We start from the raw sequence: 20858 nt of genomic DNA on the forward strand, positions 1-20858 counted from the left end.
GTCGAGCACCTTGTCCGCACCGGTTGCCGGTGCGCTGCAGGCGGGCAGCGGCGCGCGTCGGGCACCCCGTCTGCACCTGTCGCCGGTGTGTCGCAAGCGGGTGCCGGGGCGCGTCGAGCACTCTGTCCGAACCTGTCGCCGGTGCGCTGCAAGCGGGCGGCGGGGCGCCTCGGGCACCCCGTCCGCCCCTGTCGCCGGCATGCCGCAGGCGCGCCTGATCTCCGCCCCGGGCCGGTTGCACCGCGCCGGCGGCCGCCCCCGGTTGTGATCCGGCGGGCTTCATGTTAAAAAGCCCGTCCTTTCCGTTTTCGCGCCGGCCATGCTGCGGCACCTTCCCATGACTTACTGCGCGATCGATTTCGGCACGTCCAATTCCGCCGTGGCCCTGCCCGACGGCGACGCCATGCGCCTCGCGCCCGTCGAGGGCGACCACCTGACGCTGCCCACCGCGATCTTCTTCAACAACGACGAGCAGACGGTCGAATACGGCCGGGCGGCGCTCGCGTCCTATATCGACGGTTTCGACGGCCGCCTGATGCGCTCGATGAAGAGCATCCTGGGCTCGCCGCTCGCGGAAACCACGACCGATCTCGGCGACGGCAGCGCGATGGCGTACACGGAGATCATCGCGCGCTTCCTGACGCACCTGAAACGCAAGGCCGAAGCGCGCGCCGGCGCGCCGATCGGTCGCGCGGTGCTCGGCCGGCCGGTGTTCTTCGTCGACGACGATCCGCGCGCCGACCGTCTCGCGCAGGACCAGCTCGAAGCGGCCGCGCAGTCGGTCGGGTTCGCGGACGTGCATTTCCAGTACGAACCGATCGCGGCCGCGTTCGACTACGAGTCGCGCCAGCAGGCCGAGCGGCTCGTGCTGGTCGCCGACATCGGCGGCGGTACGTCGGACTTCTCGCTGGTGCGCGTCGGGCCGGAGCGGATGGCGCGCCTCGAGCGCAAGGACGACGTGCTCGCGCACCACGGCGTGCACGTCGCGGGCACCGATTACGACCGGCGCGTCGAGCTGGCGGCGATCCTGCCGGCGTTCGGCTACCGCGCGCTCGATCCCGAGGGACGCGAGCTGCCGAACCGGATCTACTTCGACCTCGCGACCTGGCACCTCATCAACACGGTCTACACGCCGAAGCGGCTGGGCGAGCTGAAGCTGATGAAGCACCTGTACCAGGACGTGCGGCAGTACGACCGGCTCACGCGCGTGGTCGAGCAGCGGCTCGGGCATGCACTGATGGCGCGCGCGGAAGAAGCGAAGATCGGCGTGGCGGCGGGCGGGGAGACGATGATCGACCTGAACGACGTGGAAGAGGATCTGCAGATCGCGTTCGACGCCGAACGCCTGGTCGACGCGAGCGTCGACGACACGGCGCGCATCGTCGATGCCGCGCGCGAAACGGTGCGGCTGGCGGGCGTCGCGCCGCGCGACGTCGGCGCGCTGTATTTCACCGGCGGCTCGACCGGGCTCGCGTTCCTGTCGGGTGCGCTCGCCGGCGCATTCCCGGACGCGCAGCCGGTGTTCGGCGATCGCCTCGCGAGTGTCGCGACCGGGCTCGGCATTCACGCGCAGCGGCTGTTCGGCTGACCGGAGGCCATTCTCGATCGGTGGCGGCCGCATGGCCGCCCGCGCCGGAAAACAAAAAGCCCCGCCGAAGCGGGGCTTTTTTACACGAATTATCGCGCCGAACTTAGACCGGACGGATGTTCGCAGCTTGCAGACCCTTCGGGCCCGTCTTCACTTCGAATTCAACCTTCTGGTTTTCTTGCAGCGTCTTGAAGCCTTCGACGCGGATTTCCGAGAAGTGCGCGAACAGATCGTCGCCGCCGCCTTCCGGGGTGATGAAGCCGAAGCCCTTTGCGTCATTGAACCACTTGACGGTACCGGTTGCCATGTTACTTGTTCCTAAAAAGATAAAACGGGGCCGAGGCCCATGGGGTGCGGAAAATCAAGGAAGGGGTAATGGGACCAACCGGAGTACCGTTGATGGGCGAACTACGAAAGAACCAATTCACTCGCCGCTTGAAATCCTGCAACGTTGTTTATACGGGTAATCGGTCGCGCGGTCAACCGGATTTCCATGCACTCAGGGTTATTGCGGAGTTAAGGTTTACAAACCTTGCAAACGATGCGACTTTTTTGTAGGGGCCGAACGATTTTGGCGCCAACTTGGAGGTGCAACCGTTAAACTACGCGCCGCGTGGACGGGTTGCCCCGATCGGGTGATCCTTCCCCCCAAAATTGCATGCGCGCTGCTGTCCGAGCCGATCCCGGACCGCGGGCCGACCATGCTTTTTGAGACATAGGAGAGGATGTGAAGAGTTCTATTCAACGGAACATCGGCCCGTTTGCACTGATGCTGACGGGGCTGGGTTCGATTATCGGTTCGGGCTGGCTGTTCGGCGCCTGGAAGGCTGCGAAGATTGCCGGTCCGGCGGCGATTTGCGCATGGATCATCGGCGCGGTCGTAATTCTCGCGATTGCGCTGACGTACGCTGAACTCGGTGCGATGTTCCCCGAGTCGGGCGGCATGGTGCGCTACGCGCGCTACTCGCACGGTTCGCTGGTGGGCTTCATCAGCGCGTGGGCGAACTGGATCGCGATCGTATCGGTGATCCCGATCGAGGCGGAAGCGTCGATCCAGTACATGAGCACGTGGCAGTATCCGTGGGCGCATGCGCTGTTCGTGAACGGCGAGCTGACGACACCCGGCCTGCTGCTGTCGGCCGTGCTGGTCGTCATCTACTTCATGCTGAACTACTGGGGCGTCAAGGCCTTCGCACGTGCGAACACCGCGATCACGATCTTCAAGTTCCTGATCCCCGGCCTCACGATCCTCGGCCTGATGCTGTCGAGCTTCCACTCGGAAAACCTCGGCACCGCATCGAATGCAAGCTTCGCGCCGTACGGCTGGTCGGCCGTGCTGACCGCGGTCGCGACGAGCGGTATCGTGTTCGCGTTCAACGGCTTCCAGAGCCCGGTGAACCTGGCCGGCGAAGCGCGCAATCCGTCGCGCAGCGTGCCGTTCGCGGTGATCACGTCGATCCTGATCGCACTCGTGATCTACGTGCTGCTGCAGATGGCGTACATCGGTTCGGTGAATCCGGCCGACGTCGCGAAGGGCTGGTCGCAGTTCAACTTCTCGTCGCCGTTCGCCGAACTCGCGATCGCGCTGAACCTGAACTGGCTCGCGATCCTGCTGTACGTCGACGCGTTCATCAGCCCGAGCGGCACCGGTACGACCTACATGGCGACGACCACCCGCATGATCTACGCGATGGAGCGCAACAACACGATGCCGAAGATGTTCGGCAACGTGCACCCGATCTACGGCGTGCCGCGCCAGGCGATGTGGTTCAACCTGCTCGTGTCGTTCATCTTCCTGTTCTTCTTCCGCGGCTGGAGCTCGCTCGCGGCAGTGATCTCGGTCGCAACGGTGATCTCGTACCTGACCGGCCCGATCAGCCTGATGGCGCTGCGCCGCGCGGCGACCGACATCGAGCGTCCGCTGTCGATCCCGCTGATGAAGCTGATCGCACCGTTCGCGTTCGTCTGCGCGTCGCTGATCCTGTACTGGGCGAAGTGGCCGCTGACGGGCGAAATCATCCTGCTGATGATCGTCGCGCTGCCGGTGTATTTCTACTTCCAGGCGAAGTCGGGCTGGACCGGCTGGGGCGCCGACCTGAAGGCCGCATGGTGGCTGGTCGCGTACCTGCCGACGATGGCCGTGCTGTCGCTGGTCGGCAGCAAGGAGTTCGGCGGTTACGGCGTGCTGCCGTACGGCTGGGACATGCTGATCGTCGCGGCAATCTCGCTGGTGTTCTACTTCTGGGGCGTGAATACCGGTTACCGGACCCAGTATCTCGACGAGCGCGAGTCGCACGACGAGATCCTTGAAGGGGTCGGTGCCTGACGCCTGACCTGCCACCGGAATCGGCGGTGGCGGAAAGCGCAAAAAAGCCCGTCCGAGCGATGCTCGGGCGGGCTTTTTATTTGTGCTCGGCGCTTGTGTCGCCGTGTCGCGCGATTCAGGCGGCCGCGCTTGCGAACACGTAGTTCGTCATCGCGAGCACGCGTTGATACGTGCCGAGCGACTGGATGCCGAGCTGGTAGTCGTCGTCGGCTGCGCCGAGCGCAGTGAACACCGGCAGCAGGTGCTCGTCGGTCGGATGCATCAGCGCCGCGTGCGGCGCCTGACGGCGATAGTCGAGCAGCGCGTCGACGTCGCGCGCGGCGAGCTTCGCCTCGAACCAGTCGGTGAATTCCGCGACGCGCGGGTCCGCATCCTCGGGCGCCGCGCTGAAATCGGCCGCGCGCAGGTTGTGCGTGATCTGGCCCGAGCCGATCACCATCACGCCTTCGTCGCGCAGCGGCCGCAGCGCGCGGCCGAGCGCGAAGTGATGGGCCGCGTCCGCACGCGGCTGGATCGACAGCTGCGCGACGGGTACGTCGGCCTCCGGGAACATCAGCAGCATCGGCACCCACGCGCCGTGGTCGAGACCGTGCTCGGTCGTCGCTGTCGCGATGCCGGCCGCGTTCAGCAGCGCGGCCGCCCGCTCGGCGACCTCGGGCGCGCCCGGTGCCGGGTAGCGGATCTCGTACAGTGCGCGCGGGAAGCCGTAGAAGTCATGGATCGTTTCCGGGTGCGCGGCCACGCTCGCGACCGGCTGCTGCGTGCCCCAGTGCGCGGACAGCATCAGCACCGCGCGGGGGCGCGGCAATTCGGCGCCGAGGTGCGTGAATGCGCCGGACGGCAGCGTCGGGTCGATCGGCAGCGTCGGGGCGCCGTGTGACAGGTAAAGCGAAGGCAAGCGGTTCATGGTGGGGAGCCTGCAATAGTGGGTTGCCTGTGACTATAGGCGCGCACCGGACATTGATAAATCGGCTTGCCGGAATTTGATTGAATCGCAATGGTTGATAATTCGGCCGATTCGGGTGCGTGGGAGCAGGCGCGGGGAGGCTGGGCGTGGCTGGATCGAACCGGAAGGCGGCCGAATCGACGAAGATGCGTGGAGAACGGCGCCGAAGCGCCGCGTCGAGCGGCTTACCGTGCGGGCCGGATGCCGGCCCACGGCGTCGTCATCGGTGCGCTGAGCGCGAACAGGTCGAGCACGCGCGTGACGGTCTGGTCGACGAGTTCCTCGATCGTCTTCGGCATCGCGTAGAACGCGGGCAGCGGCGGAAACACGATGCCGCCCATTTCGGTCACGGCGGTCATGTTGCGCAGATGCGCGAGGTTGAACGGCGTTTCGCGCACCATCAGCACGAGACGGCGGCGTTCCTTCAGCATGACGTCGGCCGCGCGCGTGATCAGGTTGTCCGACAGGCCGTGCGCGACACTCGCGAGCGTCTTCATCGAGCACGGGGCGATCACCATCCCGTCGGTTGCGAACGAACCGGACGCGATCGTCGCGCCGACATCGCGTACCGAATGCACGACATCCGCCCGGCCTTCGACTTCGGCCTTCGACAGCTGCAATTCATGCTGGATATTGAGCCAGCCGGCGTTCGAAACCAGCAGATGCGTTTCGACGCCGCCGGCGGCGCGCAGCAATTCGAGCAGCCGCACGCCGTAGACCGCGCCGGTGGCGCCGGTGATCGCGACGATCAGCCGGCGTGGCGGCGCGCTGGGAGATGCCATCGGGAACGGGGCGTTACGCGGCGGCGAACAGTTGCTGCAGTTCGCCCGACTGGTACATCTCCATCATGATGTCCGAGCCGCCGATGAATTCGCCCTTCACGTACAGCTGCGGGATGGTCGGCCAGTTCGAGAATTCCTTGATGCCCTGGCGGATCTCGTCGTCCTCGAGCACGTTGACCGTCTTGAACTGGTCGACGCCGCAGGCTTTCAGCACCTGCACGGCGCGGCCCGAAAAGCCGCACATCGGGAATTGCGCGTTGCCCTTCATGAAGAGCACGACCTGGTTTTCGTCGACGATTTGCTTGATACGTTGTTGGGTGTCCATGACTGACCTTGCGTTGGCGGGGCGTTAGAACGAAATGATAGCGGATTTCAACCGGGCGGGCCGGCCGTCAGACGGGCCGGCGGCCGCCCGTGGTGCGTTCGATCGCGGCGAGATCGGCGAGCGATTCGACCGCGACGAAGCCGCGTGACACGAGCAAGGCACGCACGGCTTCGGCCTGGTCGTAGCCGTGCTCGATCCAGAGCGTGCCGCCCGGTTTCAGGTACGCGCCGGCGCCTGCGACGATCGTGCGGATCGCGCTGAGGCCGTCGGCATCGTCGGTGAGCGCGCCGCGCGGCTCGAACCGCAGGTCGCCCTGCGCGAGGTGCGGATCGTGCTGCGCGATGTACGGCGGATTGCTGACGATCGTGTCGAACGCGAGCGTCGGCTCGAGCGCGGCGTACCAGTCGCTCTGCAGCCAGTGCAGCGGGCCGCCGGGGCGGCGCGCGTCGAGCAGCTTGTGCGCGTTGCGCCGGGCGACGTCGAGCGCGGCCGATGAGCGGTCGAGCGCCCACACGCGTGCGTCGGGCCGTTCGGCGGCGATCGACACGGCGATCGCGCCGCTGCCGGTGCCGAGATCGAGCACGGCCGGATGCGGGCGACCGTCGATCGCGTCGAGCGCGGCTTCGACGAGGAGTTCGGTTTCGGGGCGCGGGATCAGCACGTCGGGCGTCACATCGAACGGCCGGCCGAAGAATTCGCGCATCCCGACGAGCTGCGCGACCGGCTCGCCCGCGACGCGGCGCACTTCGAGCGCCCGGTAGCGCGCGATCGCGGCGGGCTCGAGCGGGGCGTCGCCGCGCGTGATCAGCTGCGTGCGGGTCCAGCCGAGCGCGTACGCGAGGAGCACGCGCGCATCGACCGGGTCGAGCGGCGACGCGCGCAGCAGATCGTCGGCGGTGGTGTCGGGCATCGCGACCTCAGTCGGTGTCGCCGAGCGACGCGAGCAGTTCGGCCTGGTGTTCGGTGACGAGCGCGCCGATCAGTTCGTCGAGATCGCCGTCCATCAGCGCCTCGAGCCGGTACAGCGTGAGGTTGATCCGGTGATCGGTCATCCGGCCCTGCGGGAAGTTGTACGTGCGGATCCGCTCCGAGCGGTCGCCCGAGCCGATCAGGCTCTTGCGCGTCGCCGCTTCCTTCGCGTGCTGCTCGTGATACTGCTTGTCCTTGATGCGCGCGGCGAGCACCTTCAGCGCACGATCCTTGTTCTTGTGCTGCGAGCGGTCGTCCTGGCACTCGACGACGATCCCGGTCGGGATGTGCGTGACGCGCACCGCCGAATCGGTCTTGTTGATGTGCTGGCCGCCCGCACCCGACGCGCGGAACGTGTCGATCCGCAGGTCGGCCGGATTGATCTCGACCTCGCCGATTTCGTCGGCTTCCGGCATCACCGCGACCGTGCAGGCGGACGTGTGGATGCGCCCCTGCGTCTCGGTCGCCGGCACGCGCTGCACGCGATGGCCGCCCGATTCGAACTTCAGCCGCGAGTAGGCACCCTGGCCGGCGATCCGCACGATCACTTCCTTGTAGCCGCCGAGATCCGACGGGCTCTCCGACATCATCTCGACCTGCCAGCGCTGGCGTTCCGCGAAGCGCAGGTACATGCGCAGCAGGTCGCCCGCGAACAGCGCCGATTCGTCGCCGCCGGTGCCCGCGCGGATTTCGAGGAAGATGTTGCGGTCGTCGTTGGGGTCCTTCGGCAGCAGCATCTTCTGCAACTCGCCTTCGAGGCGAACCATGCGTTCCCGCGCGCTGCGAATCTCGTCTTCGGCGAAATCGCGCATCGATGCATCGGCGACCAGCTCCTGCGCGGCCGTCTCGTCGCTGCGCGACTGGCGCCACAGCGCGTACTGCTCGACGACCGGGCCGAGTTCCGCGTGTTCGCGCGTCAGCTTGCGGTACTGGTCGAGGTCGGCCGTGACGTTTTCGCGGCTCAGCAGGTCGTTCAGTTCGGCCAGCCGGATAGACAGCTGGTCGAGCTTGCGTTGCATGCTCGTCTTCATGGTGTGGAGCGACGCTCCCGGACAAAAGGGGTATTCGAAAAGGATAGGCCGGCGCGCGGCCGGCGGCAGGGGCAACCGGCCGGCGCTAGTGGCCGGACTGGTCGTTCGAGCGCGGCGCGTGCTGGTAGAAGCCGCGCATCAGGTCGATCAGCGAATCGCGGTCGGTGCCGTTCACGCGGTTGAGCGCGCTCGTCGGGCCGTGGATCAGCTTGTTGGTGAGCGCCTGCGACAGCGCTTCGAGGACGGCGGCCGGATCGTCGCCGCGCGCGAGCAGCTTCTGCGCTTTCTCGACTTCCGCGCGGCGCAGCGCGTCGGCCTGCGTATGCATGTGACGGATCACCGGCACGACGCTGCGCGTGTCGAGCCACTGCATGAAGTTCTGCACGCGGGTTTCGATGATCGTCTCGGCTTGTGCAACCGCGGCCTGGCGTGATGCGTTGCCTTCGCGCACGATCGCACCGAGATCGTCGACGGTGTAGAGGAACACGTCCTTCAGCTTGCCGACTTCCGGCTCGATGTCGCGCGGCACCGCGAGGTCGACCATGAAGATCGGCCGGTGGCGGCGCGCCTTCACCGCACGTTCGACCGCGCCGAGGCCGATGATCGGCAGCGTCGACGCGGTGCACGACACGATGATGTCGAATTCGTGCATGCGGGCCGGCAGGTCCGACAACGGCATCGCGCGGCCGTTGAAACGTTCGGCGAGCCGCTGGCCGCGTTCGGCCGTGCGGTTCGCGACGACGAGCTCGCGCGGGCTCTGCGCGGCGAAGTGCGTCGCGCACAGCTCGATCATCTCGCCGGCGCCGATGAACAGCACGCGCTGATCCGACACTTTTTCGAAGATGCGCTGCGCGAGGCGGACCGCGGCGGCGGCCATCGACACCGACTGCGCGCCAATCTCGGTCGTGCCGCGCACTTCCTTCGCGACGGCGAACGTGCGCTGGAACAGCTGGTTCAGATAGGTGCCGAGCGCGCCGGCTTCCGTCGCGGTGCGCACCGCATCCTTCATCTGGCCCAGGATCTGCGTTTCGCCGAGCACCATCGAATCGAGACCCGACGCGACGCGGAATGCGTGCCGGACCGCTTCCGATTGCGGCAGCGCATAGACGTGCGGGGCGAGTTCGTCGACCGGAATCTGGTGGTACTCCGACAGCCAGCGAATCGCACCCTCGCGGGCGGCCCGATCGTCGGTCGCGCAATAGAGTTCGGTGCGGTTGCAGGTGGAGAGGATTGCCGCTTCGGGCGCATTCGGCGCCTGGGGGCCGAGGAACACGTTCTTGAACGTGACGAGAGCCGGCTTGATTTGCTCGAGCGGAAACGCCACGCGTTCGCGCAGGGCGACAGGCGCAGTGTGGTGGTTGATTCCGATCGTGAGGAGTTGCATATCGAGGGCTATCGTTTAGCCCCATATTATAGCGTTTCAGCGATTTCCTCACTTGCGGCATACCGGGCATCGGCGTGGCGCGGCCTCGAATTTGGGGGCTCGATCGGCACGCGGTCGAGCTGGTAGCCGTAGCCGTAGAGCGGCAGAAGCCGGTAGCCGTGCTCCGGAAGCAGCCGCAGCTTGCTGCGCAGCCGGGACGCATGGGTGTCGAGCGTGCGCGACTTCATGTCGCGGCGGCGGCCCCACACCGTTTCGAGGATATGGGCGCGCGACACGGGCCGCGACAGGTTCGCGAACAGCAGCTGTGCGAAGCGGAACTCCTTCGGCGTGAGCGCGACGATCGCATCGCCGAAGCGCACGAGGCTGTGGGTCGCATCGAACGCGTATTCTCCATACATTTCGCGCGAGCGATTCGGCGGCCGCCGGACACCTGCGCGCCGGCTCAGCGCGTTGACGCGTGCGAGCAGCTCGGGGCCGCTCACCGGGCGCACGAGGCAGTCGTCGGCCCCAGCGTGCAGGCACGACACGACTTCGCTTTCGCGCGGCAGCTGCATCACGGCGATGGCCGGCAGCCCGGGCAGGATCGCCTGCGCCCGCGGAATGACTTCCTCGGCCGGCTGGTCGCCGGCCCAGTTGCCGATGATCAGCATGTCGCAGGTATCGGTGGCGAGCCACTCGAAGAATGCCGCGCTGGACGGAAACGCGTGGCACACATGGCCGCCGGCGAACAGCAGGCGGTTCAGGAGCGCAGCATGATGCGCCTCCGGATCGATGAGAGCGATTCGCATGAGGATTTCTTCAATACGCCTGCGGGCGCGCGCTTGCCATAACGTCGGGTCGGCCCCTACACTCGAATGTTCGCGGCGCCCGGCTGGTCTCGGGTTCGATGGATGAATCGATGCTAGCCGCTGGCAACGTTCACGCCTATGGGACGAATCTGAATTTATAGAAGGCGTCGAATGAACTGGTTTGGAATCCTTGTCCTGGGAGCGGCCGTCGGGCTGTTCGGCCGGTGGCTGCATCCGATGCGGCGCACGGGCCGGCCGGCATGGTGGATCGTGGTGCTGGTCGGCATCGCAAGCGCCGCCGCCGCGCGCATGGCCGGCAATCTCTCTGGACTGTTTTACGACGGCGAAACGCTCGAATGGCCGGTCTGCACCGGTGTCGCGTTCCTCGCCGTAGCCGTGACGGTCGCCGTGTCGGCCCGTCGCTGAACGCTCTCAGGTGAAATCATGAATGCCCGTCTCCCCGAAGTCTCGTCGGTGCCGGCCCGCCTCGCGCTGCTGCGCGGCGCGATGGTCCGCGAGGATCTGGCCGCCTATCTCGTGCCGTCCGCCGATCCTCACCTGTCCGAGTACCTGCCCGAGCGCTGGCAGGCGCGACGCTGGCTGTCCGGCTTCACGGGCTCGGTCGGCACGCTGGTCGTGACCGCGGATTTCGCGGGCTTGTGGGTCGACAGCCGCTACTGGGTGCAGGCCGAGGCCGAACTCGCCGGCACGGGCGTCCAACTGATGAAGATGACGGGCGGGCAGCAGAGTGCGCCGCACGTCGACTGGCTCGCGCAGAACGTGCCGGCCGGGGCGACGGTCGGCGTCGACGGCGCCGTGCTCGGCGTCGCGGCGGCACGCGCGCTGACGGCCGCGCTGAGCGCGCGCGGCATCGCGCTGCGCACCGATCTCGACCTGCTCGACGCGATCTGGCCGGAGCGCCCGGGGCTGCCGGGCGACGCGGTGTTCGAGCACGTGGCGCCGCAGGCCGACACGACGCGCGCGAGCAAGCTCGCCGAAGTGCGCCGCGCGATGCACGCGCAGGGCGCGCAATGGCATTTCGTGTCGACGCTCGACGATCTCGCGTGGCTGTTCAACCTGCGCGGCGCCGACGTCAACTTCAACCCCGTGTTCGTCGCGCACGCGATGATCGGGGCCGATCGCGCGACGCTGTTCGTCGCCGACGGCAAGGTGTCGCCGGCGCTGGCCGCGTCGCTCGCGCAGGACGGCGTCGAGGTCCGCGCGTACGACGCCGCGCGCGCGTCGCTCGCGGCGCTGCCCGACGGCGCGACGCTGCTGATCGATCCGCGCCGCGTGACGTTCGGCACGCTCGAGGCCGTGCCGGCCGGCGTGAAACTGATCGAGGCCGTGAACCCGTCGACGTTCGCGAAGTCGCGCAAGACGTCCGCCGAGATCGAGCACGTGCGCGTGACGATGGAGCACGACGGCGCCGCGCTCGCAGAATTCTTTGCGTGGTTCGAGCAGGCGGTGAACCGCGAGACGATCACCGAGCTGACGATCGACGAGCAACTCACGGCCGCGCGCGCACGGCGCCCCGGCTACGTGTCGCCGAGCTTCGCGACGATCGCCGGCTTCAACGCGAACGGTGCGATGCCGCACTATCGCGCGACGCCCGAGTCGCACGCGACGATCGCCGGCGACGGCCTGCTGCTCGTCGATTCGGGCGGCCAGTACACGACCGGCACCACCGACATCACGCGCGTCGTGCCGGTCGGCACGGTCAGCGACCTGCAGCGCCGCGATTTCACGATCGTGCTGAAGTCGATGATGGCGCTGTCGCGCGCACGCTTCCCGCGCGGCATCCGCTCGCCGATGCTCGACGCGATCGCGCGCGCGCCGATGTGGGCGGCCGGGCTCGACTACGGCCACGGCACCGGTCACGGCGTCGGCTACTTCCTGAACGTGCACGAGGGCCCGCAGGTCATCTCGCACTACGCGCCGGCCGAGCCGTACACGGCGATGGAAGAGGGGATGATCACGTCGATCGAGCCGGGCGTGTACCGGCCCGGCAAATGGGGCATCCGGATCGAAAACCTAGTCGTGAATCGCGCGGGCGGGCAGACCGAATTCGGCGATTTCCTCGCGTTCGAGACGCTGACGCTGTGCCCGATCGACACGCGCTGCGTGCTGATCGAGATGCTGCATGAGGAAGAACGCGCGTGGCTGAACGCGTATCACGCGACCGTGCGCGAGCGCGTTGGCCGGCACGTGAGCGGCGACGCGAAGGCGTGGCTCGACGCGCGCACGCAGCCGATCTGACGCGACGCGCAATACACGACAGATACCGGCCGCGCGACGGCCGGACCACGACGGAGAGGGCAATCGATGGCAGACACCGCAGTGATCGTGATCGACATGCAGCGGGGGCTGGTGCAGCGGGCGCGGCCCGCGTACCGGCTCGACGACGTCGTGTCGGGCATCAACCGGCTGACGGCGGCGGCTCGTGCGGCAAACGCGCCCGTGTGCTTCGTGCAGCACGACGGCGATGCGGACGACGACATCGTGCCCGGCACGCCCGGCTGGGAACTGCATGAGGAACTGATCGTCGGTCGCGCCGACTGGCGCATCCGCAAGCAGGTGAGCGATTCGTTCCATGACACGCCGCTCGCCGCGCAGCTCGACGGCCATGGCATCCGTTCGGTGCTGATCTGCGGTTATGCGACCGAGTTCTGCGTCGATTCGGCCGCGCGCCGCGCGGCACTGCTCGGCTACCGGACGACCGTCGTGTCCGACCTGCACACGACGAACGAGCGCGCGCACCTGTCGGCCGCGCAGATCGTCGCGCATCATCACTTCGTGTGGGAAAACAATACGCTGTCGGGCAATGCGGTGACGCCGCGTCCGCTCGCCGACGTGCTCGCCACGGAGTTCGCATGACGATCAAGGCGGTGGTGTTCGATTTCGGCGGCGTGCTGATCGACTGGAGCCCCGACTACCTGTACCGGCAACTGATTCCGGACGAAGCCGAGCGCCGCTGGTTCCTCTCGCACGTGTGCGCGATGGACTGGGTGATCCGGCAGGACGGCGGGCAGACGATCGACGAAGGGACGAGCGAGCTGGTCGCGAAGTTTCCGGCGCACGAGACGCTGATCCGCGCGTTCTACGCGCGCTGGCACGAGATGATCGGCGGCGTGCTCGACGAAGGCGTCGCGCTCGTCGACCGGCTCGATGCGCAGGGGATGCCGCTCTTCGGGCTGACCAACTGGTCCGCGCAGACCTTTCCGTATGCGTGGGACAACTTCCCGGTGCTGCGGCGTTTCAAGGACATCGTCGTGTCGGGCCGCGTGAAGCTCGTGAAACCCGATCCGGCGATCTACCGCGAGATGCATGCGCGGATCGATCCGCACCTGCCGGGCATTGCGCCGCATGAGCTCGTGTTCATCGACGACAACGCGAAGAATGCCGCGGCCGCGACGGCACTCGGCTGGCATGGCATTCATCACACGAGCGCGGCCGCGACCGAGGCGCGTTTGCGCGAGCTGGGCGCGCTCGCGTAGGCGTCGCGCCGGACCGCCGGATGAAAAAAGCGGGCCATGAGCCCGCTTTTTCGTTCTGCCGATCTGGAAGCGGCCGCGTTCGGCACCCGGCGTCGTGTCGCCGGATGCACGGGCCGCGCCACTTAGCGGCTGATCGGCTTGTAGCGCAGGCGCTTCGGCTTCGCGGCTTCCTCGCCGAGGCGCGCACGCTTGTCGGCTTCGTATTCCTGGTAGTTGCCGTCGAAGAACGTGACCTGCGAATCGCCTTCGAACGCGAGGATGTGCGTCGCGATCCGGTCGAGGAACCAGCGATCGTGCGAGATCACCATCACCGAGCCCGCGAATTCGAGCAACGCGTCTTCCAGCGCGCGCAGCGTTTCGACGTCGAGGTCGTTCGACGGTTCGTCGAGCAGCAGCACGTTGCCGCCGGAGATCAGCGTCTTCGCGAGGTGCAGGCGGCCGCGTTCGCCGCCCGACAGGTTGCCGACGATCTTCTGCTGGTCGCCGCCCTTGAAGTTGAAGCGGCCGATGTACGCACGCGACGGCGTTTCGTACTTGCCGACCGTCAGCACGTCGGCGCCGCCCGAGATTTCCTCGAACACCGTCTTCGAGCCGTCGAGCGCATCGCGGCTCTGGTCGACGTACGCGAGCTTCACGGTCGGGCCCATCACGACTTCGCCCGAATCCGGCTGTTCCTTGCCGGTCAGCATCTTGAACAGCGTCGACTTGCCGGCGCCGTTCGGGCCGATGATGCCGACGATCGCGCCGGCCGGAATCTTGAAGTTCAGGTTGTCGATCAGCAGGCGGTCGCCGAACGACTTGCTGACGTTCTTGAACTCGATCACTTCATTGCCGAGGCGGTCGCCGACCGGAATGAAGATTTCCTGCGTTTCGTTGCGCTTCTGGTATTCCTGGCTGTTCAGCTCCTCGAAGCGCGCGATACGCGCCTTCGACTTCGCCTGGCGGCCCTTCGGGTTCTGGCGCACCCACTCCAGTTCCTTCTTGATCGCCTTCTGGCGCGCCGATTCCGACGCTTCTTCCTGCTTCAGGCGCTCTTCCTTCTGGTCGAGCCAGCTGCTGTAGTTGCCCTTCCACGGAATGCCGTGGCCGCGGTCGAGTTCGAGAATCCACTCGGCCGCGTTGTCGAGGAAATAGCGATCGTGCGTGACGGCGACGACGGTGCCCGGGAAGCGCACCAGGAACTGCTCGAGCCAGTCGACCGATTCCGCGTCGAGGTGGTTGGTCGGTTCGTCGAGCAGCAGCATGTCCGGCTTCTCGAGCAGCAGCTTGCACAGCGCGACGCGGCGTTTTTCACCGCCCGACAGATGCTCGATTTTCGCGTCCCACGCCGGCAGGCGCAGCGCGTCGGCGGCCACTTCGAGCTGCTGCTCGGGGCTGCCGCCGTCGCTCGACGCGAGGATCGCTTCGTATTTCGCCTGCTCGGCCGCGAGCGCGTCGAAGTCGGCGTCCGGTTCCGCATAGGCCGCGTAGATTTCCTCGAGCTTCTTGTTCGCCTGGAACAGGTCGCCGAGGCCTTCCTCGACGGCTTCGCGCACCGTCTTCGTCGGATCGAGCTGCGGTTCCTGCGGCAGGTAGCCGATGTTCAGGTTCGGCATCGGCGTCGCTTCGCCTTCGATGTCCTTGTCGACGCCCGCCATGATGCGGATCAGCGTCGACTTGCCCGAGCCGTTCAGGCCGAGCACGCCGATCTTCGCGCCGGGAAAGAACGACAGCGAGATGTCCTTCAGGATCTGGCGCTTGGGCGGCACGATCTTGCCGACCCGGTTCATCGTGAAAACGTATTGGGCCATTTGGGTGTGAAACTCAGAAAGGGTTGAGACTGCCGCGCAGCGCATCGGCGTGCGTGGCGTCGGGTGATTCGGTACGGAGCGTGCCGCGCGGGGCGCGGCGGTGTCGCCGCGGGTTGGCGGCGCGAGCGCGTATTGTACTTCGGCGCCGGCTGCCGCTGGCACCGCGCTGGCCATTCGGCCGACCCGCGTTCACAGCCATCCGGCGACGCCGCCGTGCCCGGAGCAGGTGCCGCGCCGATGGCGGCTGAAGCTGTACGTGCCGTCGCGGCAGCGCGCGCTCGCGCCCTCGGGCACGCGGCCCGATTTCGAATGCGCCGGTGCATGGACGGTGTCGCCGTCGCGATTGCGGTACGTGTCGTGCCGGTCGAGGTCGGCTTCGCTGCCGTAGCCGGGCGACGCGCGATAGGCGTGCGCCGCGGGCGGCAGGGCGGCGCACGCGACGAACAGCGCGGCCGACAGGGTTGCGATGCGTGTCGCGCGGCGGAGCAGGGCTGGCATGGTCTCTCTGCGGATGTCGTTGTCCGTTGCCGGTGGCTGGCGGGCCGACGGCCCGGGCCGCATGTTAGCCGATCGGCTCGAGATCGTTGCCGCCGCCCCGCGCTGCAGCGACGCTACGCCGTGCCCGTCATCGATGCCGCGCCGTCGGCCTGGGCGGCCTCGAGAATCCACCGGCGGAACGCGGCGACTTTCGCGCGCTCCGCATGATGCGGCGGATAGACGAGGTAGTACGCGAAGTCGTCGAGCCACGCGACGTCGGCAAGCTGCACGAGCCGGCCGCTCGCGAGCTCGCCGCGCACCATCGCCGCCGGAAGCAGGCCGGCACCCTGGCCGGCGAGGATCGCCTGCAGCAACAGACTGGAATCGTCGAACGCGGGGCCGCGCGGCGGGCCGAAATCGGCGATTCGCTGCGCGTCGAACCAGATGTGCCAGCCCTTGCGTTCGGCGTCGTGCAGATGCGGCCATCCGGCCAGGTCGGCGGGCGTGGCCGGCATGCCCAGCCGCGCGACGAGTTCCGGCGCCGCAAGCGCGACGATCTCCACGGTCAGCAGCCGTTCGCTGCACAGCCCGATGTAGCGGCCGAGACCGTGGCGGATCGCGACGTCGACGCCGTCGCGCGAGAAATCGGCGAGCGCATGGCTCGCGACGATCTGCAGGTCGACGTCCGGGCATGCGTCGCGGAACTGCGCGAGGCGCGGCACGAGCCATGCGGATGCGAAAAACGGCGTGACGCTCACCGTCAGCGCGCCGCTGTCGGCGGCGCCCGACACGCGCTGCGACGCGTCGGCGATTTGCCGGAACGCGTTGCGCACGGGCGGCAGATAGTCGCGGCCCGCGGCGGTCAGCAGGATGCCGCGGTTCACGCGCTCGAACAGTTGCACGCCGAGATGGGTCTCGAGCGTGCGGATCAGCTGGCTCACCGCGCCGGGCGTGACCGACAGCTCTTCCGCTGCCGATTTCACCGACAGGTGGCGGGCCGCCGCCTCGAACGCGCGCAACGCGTTGAGCGGTGGCAGACGGGAACGGTTCATTGAGTTTTTCTAAAGCGAAAGGCCGACGAAATATCGTTTGAGGCAATGCATGCGCGCGAGTACCGTTGTCGCATCGGATCGGATTCGTCACGGCTGACTTGCGGCGGTCGATGCGATCAACATAGTTCAACTATATCCATGAGGCAATCCGGACGCCGCGCGGCGTCCGGCGGAACCTGAGAGGAGCATCGTCATGAGCGGCCCGCGCGCGTCGCGCGTCTTCTACGGCTGGTATGTGGTGGCGGCCGCGTTCGCCGTCACGTTCGTCGGCTTCGGCAGTGCGTACACGTTCAGCGCGTTCGTCGAAGCGCTGCAGCGGGATTTCGCCGCATCGCGCGGGCAGATCTCGCTCGTGTTCTCGCTGGCCGGCTTCCTGTATTTCGGCTTCGGCATCGTCAGCGGCCCGCTTGCCGATCGTTTCGGCTCACGGCGGCTCGCCGTCACCGGCATGTTGCTGACGGCGGCGGGTCTCGCGGCGGCCGGCGCCGCGCATACGCTGCTGCAGGTCTATGTCGCGTACGGGCTCGGTGTCGGCCTCGGCGTCGGCTGCGCGTATGTGCCGGCCGTCGGCGCCGTGCAGCGCTGGTTCGTGCGGCGGCGCGGCTTCGCGTCGGGGCTCGCGGTCGCGGGAATCGGCGTCGGCACGCTCGTGATGCCGCCGCTCGCCTCCGCGCTGATCGCGCACGTCGGCTGGCGCGGCGCCTATTTCACGCTTGCGGCGCTCGCCGTCGCGATCGGCGCCGGGATGTCGCTGCTGATCGAGAACGACCCGCGCGGGCGCGGGCTGTTGCCGGACGGGGAGGCCGTGCATCCGGCCGCCGGCGGAGGCTTGCCGGAAGCGGGCGGGCACACGGCAGGGGCCGCGGGCGCCGTGAACGCTGTGGATCGCGCGCGGGCTGCCGCATCGGCGCCCACCGGCGCGACGCTGCGCGAGGCCGTCACGTCGCGACCGTTCGCGAGCCTCTACGCGGCGTGCCTCGTGTGCTCGTTCGGCGTCTTCGTGCCGTTCGTGCACCTCGTGCCGTATGCGCTCGATCATGGCGTCGCATCGTCGACGGCCGTGCTGCTGCTCGGCGCGATCGGCGTCGGCAGCACGGCTGGGCGCTTCTTTCTCGGTGGCCTCGCCGACCGCTTCGGCCGCCGCGCATCGCTGCTCGCGATGTTCGCGGGCATGGCCGTCGCGCTCGTCGCGTGGGCCGGCGCCGGCAGCGTCGCGACGCTGGCCGCGTTCGCACTCGTGTTCGGCGTGTTCTACGGCGGCTGGGTCGCCGTCCTGCCCGCCGTCGTGATGGACTACTTCGGCGGCCGCAACGTGAGCGCGATCATCGGCGTGCTGTACACGAGCATCGCGTTCGGCACGCTGATCGGGCCGGCTGCGGCCGGTTTCATCTACGACGCGGGTGGCGGTTATCTCGTGCCGATCCTGGCCAGCGCGGCTGCCAATGCGATCGCGTTCGCGATCGTCGCCACCACCGGACGCGCGCAGATGGCCGTGCGCGCGGCCGGCCGCTAGACGCGCGTCCCGCTGCAAGGCACGGCGCCTTCCAGCTAGGCGCGATCTACGATTTCCGCTACGGTGGCCGGATCTCGATCATCGACGGCTGGAGGCGCATCGTGACATTCGACGAAGTGCGGCAGATCGCGCTGGCATGGCGCGGCGTCGAGGAGGGGACGTCGTACGGCACGCCCGCACTCAAGGTGAAGGGCAAGATGCTCGCTCGCCTGCGCGAGGACGGCGATACGCTCGTCGTGAAGGGCGTCGGCCCCGACGAGCGCGCGTGGCTGATCGAAGCGGAACCCGACGTGTATTACCTGACCGACCACTATGCGGGCTGGCCGATCGTGCTGGTGCGCCTGTCGGCCGCGCATCCCGACGCCGTGAGAAACCTGCTTCTGCGCGAATGGCGCGCGATCGTGCCGGCCAAATGGCGCGACGCAGGGCCGGACGACGCCAACTGAGCCGCGCCTGCGCCGCACGCGATCCGCTTCGACGGAACGTGTTCACCATGATGCCGAGCGGGCACGCGCCGTCATCACTTGCCCGATCCGGCTGCCCGCAGGCGGACGCCGAACCGGATCATGCGTTGCATCGGTTCGCATCGATGCAACAAGTGGATCCATCGAAATTCTTCAATTGGTTCTTAGTGAAGAACCGTTTGATGCTTACACTCCTTCGCTTCGAAGGCGGCTGACCGACAGCCGACGGAAGGGGCGCACGCGATGCGCCGGCACCTCGTGCGCCGCATCGCACCCGCGGCTTCGCAGACTGCGTCGCGCACCGACCGGAACAGCTCGACCCGGCTTCCTCCCCGTATGCGCGCATGCGCGGCGGGCTGCCGGGTTCAACAACGACAACTCCCCGCCGCCTTCACGCGACACCCGGTCATACCGGAACCGTTTTTTGGAGAGAGACACATGAGTGGAAGCAAGACAGGCCTCGGCACGGGTCTGAAGCAGCGGCACGTGACGATGATGTCGATTGCCGGCGTCATCGGCGCGGGCTTGTTCGTCGGCTCCGGCCACGCAATCGCGGAAGCCGGCCCGGCTTCGATCCTCGCGTATGCGATCGCGGGCGTCCTGGTCGTGCTGGTGATGCGCATGCTCGGCGAGATGGCCGTCGCGCATCCGGACAGCGGTTCGTTCTCGACCTATGCCGATCGCGCGATCGGTCACTGGGCGGGCTTCTCCATCGGCTGGCTGTACTGGTGGTTCTGGGTGCTCGTGATCCCGATCGAGGCAACCGCTGCGGCTACCATCCTCAATGCGTGGTTCCCCGGCGTCGCGACCTGGATCTTCGCGCTCGGCATCACGCTGCTGCTGACGATCACCAACCTCTTCTCGGTCAAGAACTACGGCGAATTCGAATTCTGGTTCGCGCTGATCAAGGTTGTCGCGATCGTCGTGTTCCTGTGCATCGGCGGTGCGGCAATCGTCGGCATCGTGCCCGCGCCGGCCGTATCGGGCGTGTCGAACCTCTTCGCGCACCAGGGCTTCATGCCGAACGGCGCCGGCGCGGTGCTCGCGGCGATGCTGACGACGATGTTCTCGTTCCTCGGTACCGAGATCGTGACGATCGCGGCCGCCGAGTCGGACAACCCGCAACGCCAGATCGTGCGTGCGACCAATTCCGTCATCTGGCGTATCACGCTGTTCTATCTCGGCTCGATCCTCGTCGTCGCGGCGATCGTGCCGTGGAACGATCCGCTGCTGCCGAAGCACGGCTCGTATCAGCGTGCGATGGAGCTGATCGGCATTCCGAACGCGAAGGCGATCATCGACGTGATCGTGCTCGTGTCGGTCGCGAGCTGCCTGAATTCCGCGCTGTACACAGCATCGCGGATGCTGTTCTCGCTGTCCAAGCGCAAGGACGCACCTGCGTTCCTGCACAGCACCGATTCGACCGGTACGCCGCGTGCGGCCGTGCTGGCATCGACCGCATTCGGTTTCCTGACCGTGATCGCGAACTACCTGATGCCGGAGCAGGTGTTCGGCTTCCTGCTGGCGACGTCGGGTGCGATCGCGCTGCTCGTGTATCTCGTGATCGCGATCTCACAGCTGCGGATGCGCAAGACGCTCGAATCGGGCGGCGCCGACCTGACGCTGCGGATGTGGCTGTTCCCGTGGCTCACGTGGGCGGTGATCCTGTTCATCTGCGGCACGCTGACCGTGATGTTCGTCAGCGAGGAACACCGGATGGAAGTCGGTGCGACGGCGGTGCTCGCGCTGCTCGTGCTGTTTGCGTCTTGGCTGAACAAGCGCGGTCGCGATGCGCGAGCGGGGGCGGGGCGGCGGGTGTCGGCGATGTGATGAAGTGACGCTGCGGCAGCGGGCCTGAGCGTTCGCTGTCGGTTGGCGGAGAGGTTCCCGTCGTAAAAATGGCCTGATCGGCAAAAGCCGGTCCGG

21 protein-coding genes are annotated in these 20858 nt (G+C 67.4%); 10 read left to right on the forward strand and 11 right to left on the reverse strand.

What is annotated here, in order from left to right:
* Positions 1 to 337 precede the first annotated feature (337 nt).
* Positions 338 to 1588, forward strand: a complete 1251-nt coding sequence (locus DIE16_RS23825) for an Hsp70 family protein (protein WP_044845904.1) — start codon at positions 338 to 340, stop codon at positions 1586 to 1588.
* Between the two features lie 103 nt (positions 1589 to 1691).
* Here the strand turns inward: DIE16_RS23825 and DIE16_RS23830 are convergent, their stop codons facing one another.
* Complete coding sequence (locus DIE16_RS23830) at positions 1692 to 1895, reverse strand: cold-shock protein (protein ID WP_006477070.1); 204 nt, start codon at positions 1893 to 1895, stop codon at positions 1692 to 1694.
* A 420-nt stretch (positions 1896 to 2315) separates the two neighbouring features.
* Between DIE16_RS23830 and DIE16_RS23840 the strand changes: the two genes are divergently transcribed.
* Positions 2316 to 3914: an APC family permease gene (locus DIE16_RS23840; protein ID WP_124522197.1), complete on the forward strand. Its 1599-nt coding sequence runs from the start codon at positions 2316 to 2318 to the stop codon at positions 3912 to 3914.
* Between the two features lie 115 nt (positions 3915 to 4029).
* On the opposite strand, the gene DIE16_RS23845 is transcribed toward DIE16_RS23840, so the two are convergent.
* The 7 genes from DIE16_RS23845 to DIE16_RS23875 form a co-directional block, all read right to left on the reverse strand.
* Positions 4030 to 4821 (reverse strand): class III extradiol ring-cleavage dioxygenase, encoded by a 792-nt coding sequence (locus DIE16_RS23845; protein ID WP_059607887.1) that lies wholly within the window; start codon positions 4819 to 4821, stop codon positions 4030 to 4032.
* 224 nt (positions 4822 to 5045) lie between these two features.
* Positions 5046 to 5642: a UbiX family flavin prenyltransferase gene (locus tag DIE16_RS23850; protein WP_124487891.1), complete on the reverse strand. Its 597-nt coding sequence runs from the start codon at positions 5640 to 5642 to the stop codon at positions 5046 to 5048.
* 13 nt (positions 5643 to 5655) lie between these two features.
* Positions 5656 to 5967, reverse strand: a complete 312-nt coding sequence (gene grxD, locus DIE16_RS23855) for a Grx4 family monothiol glutaredoxin (RefSeq protein WP_011883132.1) — start codon at positions 5965 to 5967, stop codon at positions 5656 to 5658.
* Positions 5968 to 6034: 67 nt separating this feature from the next.
* The gene (gene prmC, locus DIE16_RS23860) at positions 6035 to 6877 is read right to left on the reverse strand and encodes a peptide chain release factor N(5)-glutamine methyltransferase (protein WP_124893539.1); all 843 of its coding nucleotides are present in this window, start codon (positions 6875 to 6877) and stop codon (positions 6035 to 6037) included.
* Between the two features lie 7 nt (positions 6878 to 6884).
* Positions 6885 to 7967, reverse strand: a complete 1083-nt coding sequence (prfA, locus tag DIE16_RS23865) for a peptide chain release factor 1 (RefSeq protein WP_044845899.1) — start codon at positions 7965 to 7967, stop codon at positions 6885 to 6887.
* Between the two features lie 85 nt (positions 7968 to 8052).
* Positions 8053 to 9351 carry a glutamyl-tRNA reductase gene (gene hemA / locus DIE16_RS23870; protein WP_044845898.1) on the reverse strand — a complete coding sequence of 433 codons (1299 nt, stop codon included), beginning with the start codon at positions 9349 to 9351 and terminating at the stop codon, positions 8053 to 8055.
* A 26-nt stretch (positions 9352 to 9377) separates the two neighbouring features.
* Positions 9378 to 10139: a response regulator transcription factor gene (locus tag DIE16_RS23875; protein WP_124487893.1), complete on the reverse strand. Its 762-nt coding sequence runs from the start codon at positions 10137 to 10139 to the stop codon at positions 9378 to 9380.
* A gap of 171 nt (positions 10140 to 10310) precedes the next feature.
* On the opposite strand from DIE16_RS23875, the gene DIE16_RS23880 reads away from it, so the two are divergent.
* From DIE16_RS23880 to DIE16_RS23895, 4 genes are all read left to right on the forward strand, one after another.
* On the forward strand, positions 10311 to 10565 hold the full coding sequence (locus DIE16_RS23880; protein ID WP_124487894.1) for a hypothetical protein: 255 nt from the start codon (positions 10311 to 10313) through the stop codon (positions 10563 to 10565).
* 18 nt (positions 10566 to 10583) lie between these two features.
* Entirely contained in the window at positions 10584 to 12398 is a 1815-nt protein-coding gene (locus DIE16_RS23885) for an aminopeptidase P family protein (RefSeq protein ID WP_124487895.1), read from the forward strand.
* A gap of 66 nt (positions 12399 to 12464) precedes the next feature.
* On the forward strand, positions 12465 to 13016 hold the full coding sequence (locus DIE16_RS23890; protein WP_124893540.1) for a cysteine hydrolase family protein: 552 nt from the start codon (positions 12465 to 12467) through the stop codon (positions 13014 to 13016).
* Positions 13013 to 13636, forward strand: coding sequence for an HAD family hydrolase (locus DIE16_RS23895; protein ID WP_124893541.1), 624 nt, complete (start codon positions 13013 to 13015; stop codon positions 13634 to 13636). Before DIE16_RS23890 ends, DIE16_RS23895 begins: the two co-directional genes overlap by 4 nt.
* A 122-nt stretch (positions 13637 to 13758) precedes the next feature.
* On the opposite strand, the gene ettA is transcribed toward DIE16_RS23895, so the two are convergent.
* From ettA to gcvA, 3 genes are all read right to left on the reverse strand, one after another.
* A complete protein-coding gene (gene ettA / locus DIE16_RS23900; RefSeq protein WP_044845892.1) occupies positions 13759 to 15426 on the reverse strand; it encodes an energy-dependent translational throttle protein EttA in 1668 nt (555 codons plus the stop codon).
* Positions 15427 to 15615: 189 nt separating this feature from the next.
* Positions 15616 to 15924: a DUF3761 domain-containing protein gene (locus tag DIE16_RS23905; RefSeq protein ID WP_124487898.1), complete on the reverse strand. Its 309-nt coding sequence runs from the start codon at positions 15922 to 15924 to the stop codon at positions 15616 to 15618.
* A 113-nt stretch (positions 15925 to 16037) separates the two neighbouring features.
* A complete protein-coding gene (gene gcvA, locus DIE16_RS23910; protein WP_124487899.1) occupies positions 16038 to 16955 on the reverse strand; it encodes a transcriptional regulator GcvA in 918 nt (305 codons plus the stop codon).
* Between the two features lie 193 nt (positions 16956 to 17148).
* On the opposite strand from gcvA, the gene DIE16_RS23915 reads away from it, so the two are divergent.
* The 4 genes from DIE16_RS23915 to gabP all read left to right on the forward strand — a co-directional run bounded on the left by DIE16_RS23915 (position 17149) and on the right by gabP (position 20762).
* Complete coding sequence (locus DIE16_RS23915; RefSeq protein ID WP_124893542.1) at positions 17149 to 18468, forward strand: MFS transporter; 1320 nt, start codon at positions 17149 to 17151, stop codon at positions 18466 to 18468.
* 101 nt (positions 18469 to 18569) lie between these two features.
* On the forward strand, positions 18570 to 18914 hold the full coding sequence (locus tag DIE16_RS23920; RefSeq protein ID WP_124571705.1) for an MmcQ/YjbR family DNA-binding protein: 345 nt from the start codon (positions 18570 to 18572) through the stop codon (positions 18912 to 18914).
* Positions 18915 to 18952: 38 nt separating this feature from the next.
* A complete protein-coding gene (locus DIE16_RS23925) occupies positions 18953 to 19147 on the forward strand; it encodes a hypothetical protein (protein ID WP_124571704.1) in 195 nt (64 codons plus the stop codon).
* A gap of 223 nt (positions 19148 to 19370) precedes the next feature.
* The gene (gabP, locus tag DIE16_RS23930) at positions 19371 to 20762 is read left to right on the forward strand and encodes a GABA permease (protein ID WP_124487902.1); all 1392 of its coding nucleotides are present in this window, start codon (positions 19371 to 19373) and stop codon (positions 20760 to 20762) included.
* Positions 20763 to 20858 lie beyond the last annotated feature (96 nt).

The organism is Burkholderia sp. Bp9090 (assembly GCF_003857985.1).
In the GTDB taxonomy this organism is placed as follows: Bacteria; Pseudomonadota; Gammaproteobacteria; order Burkholderiales; family Burkholderiaceae; genus Burkholderia.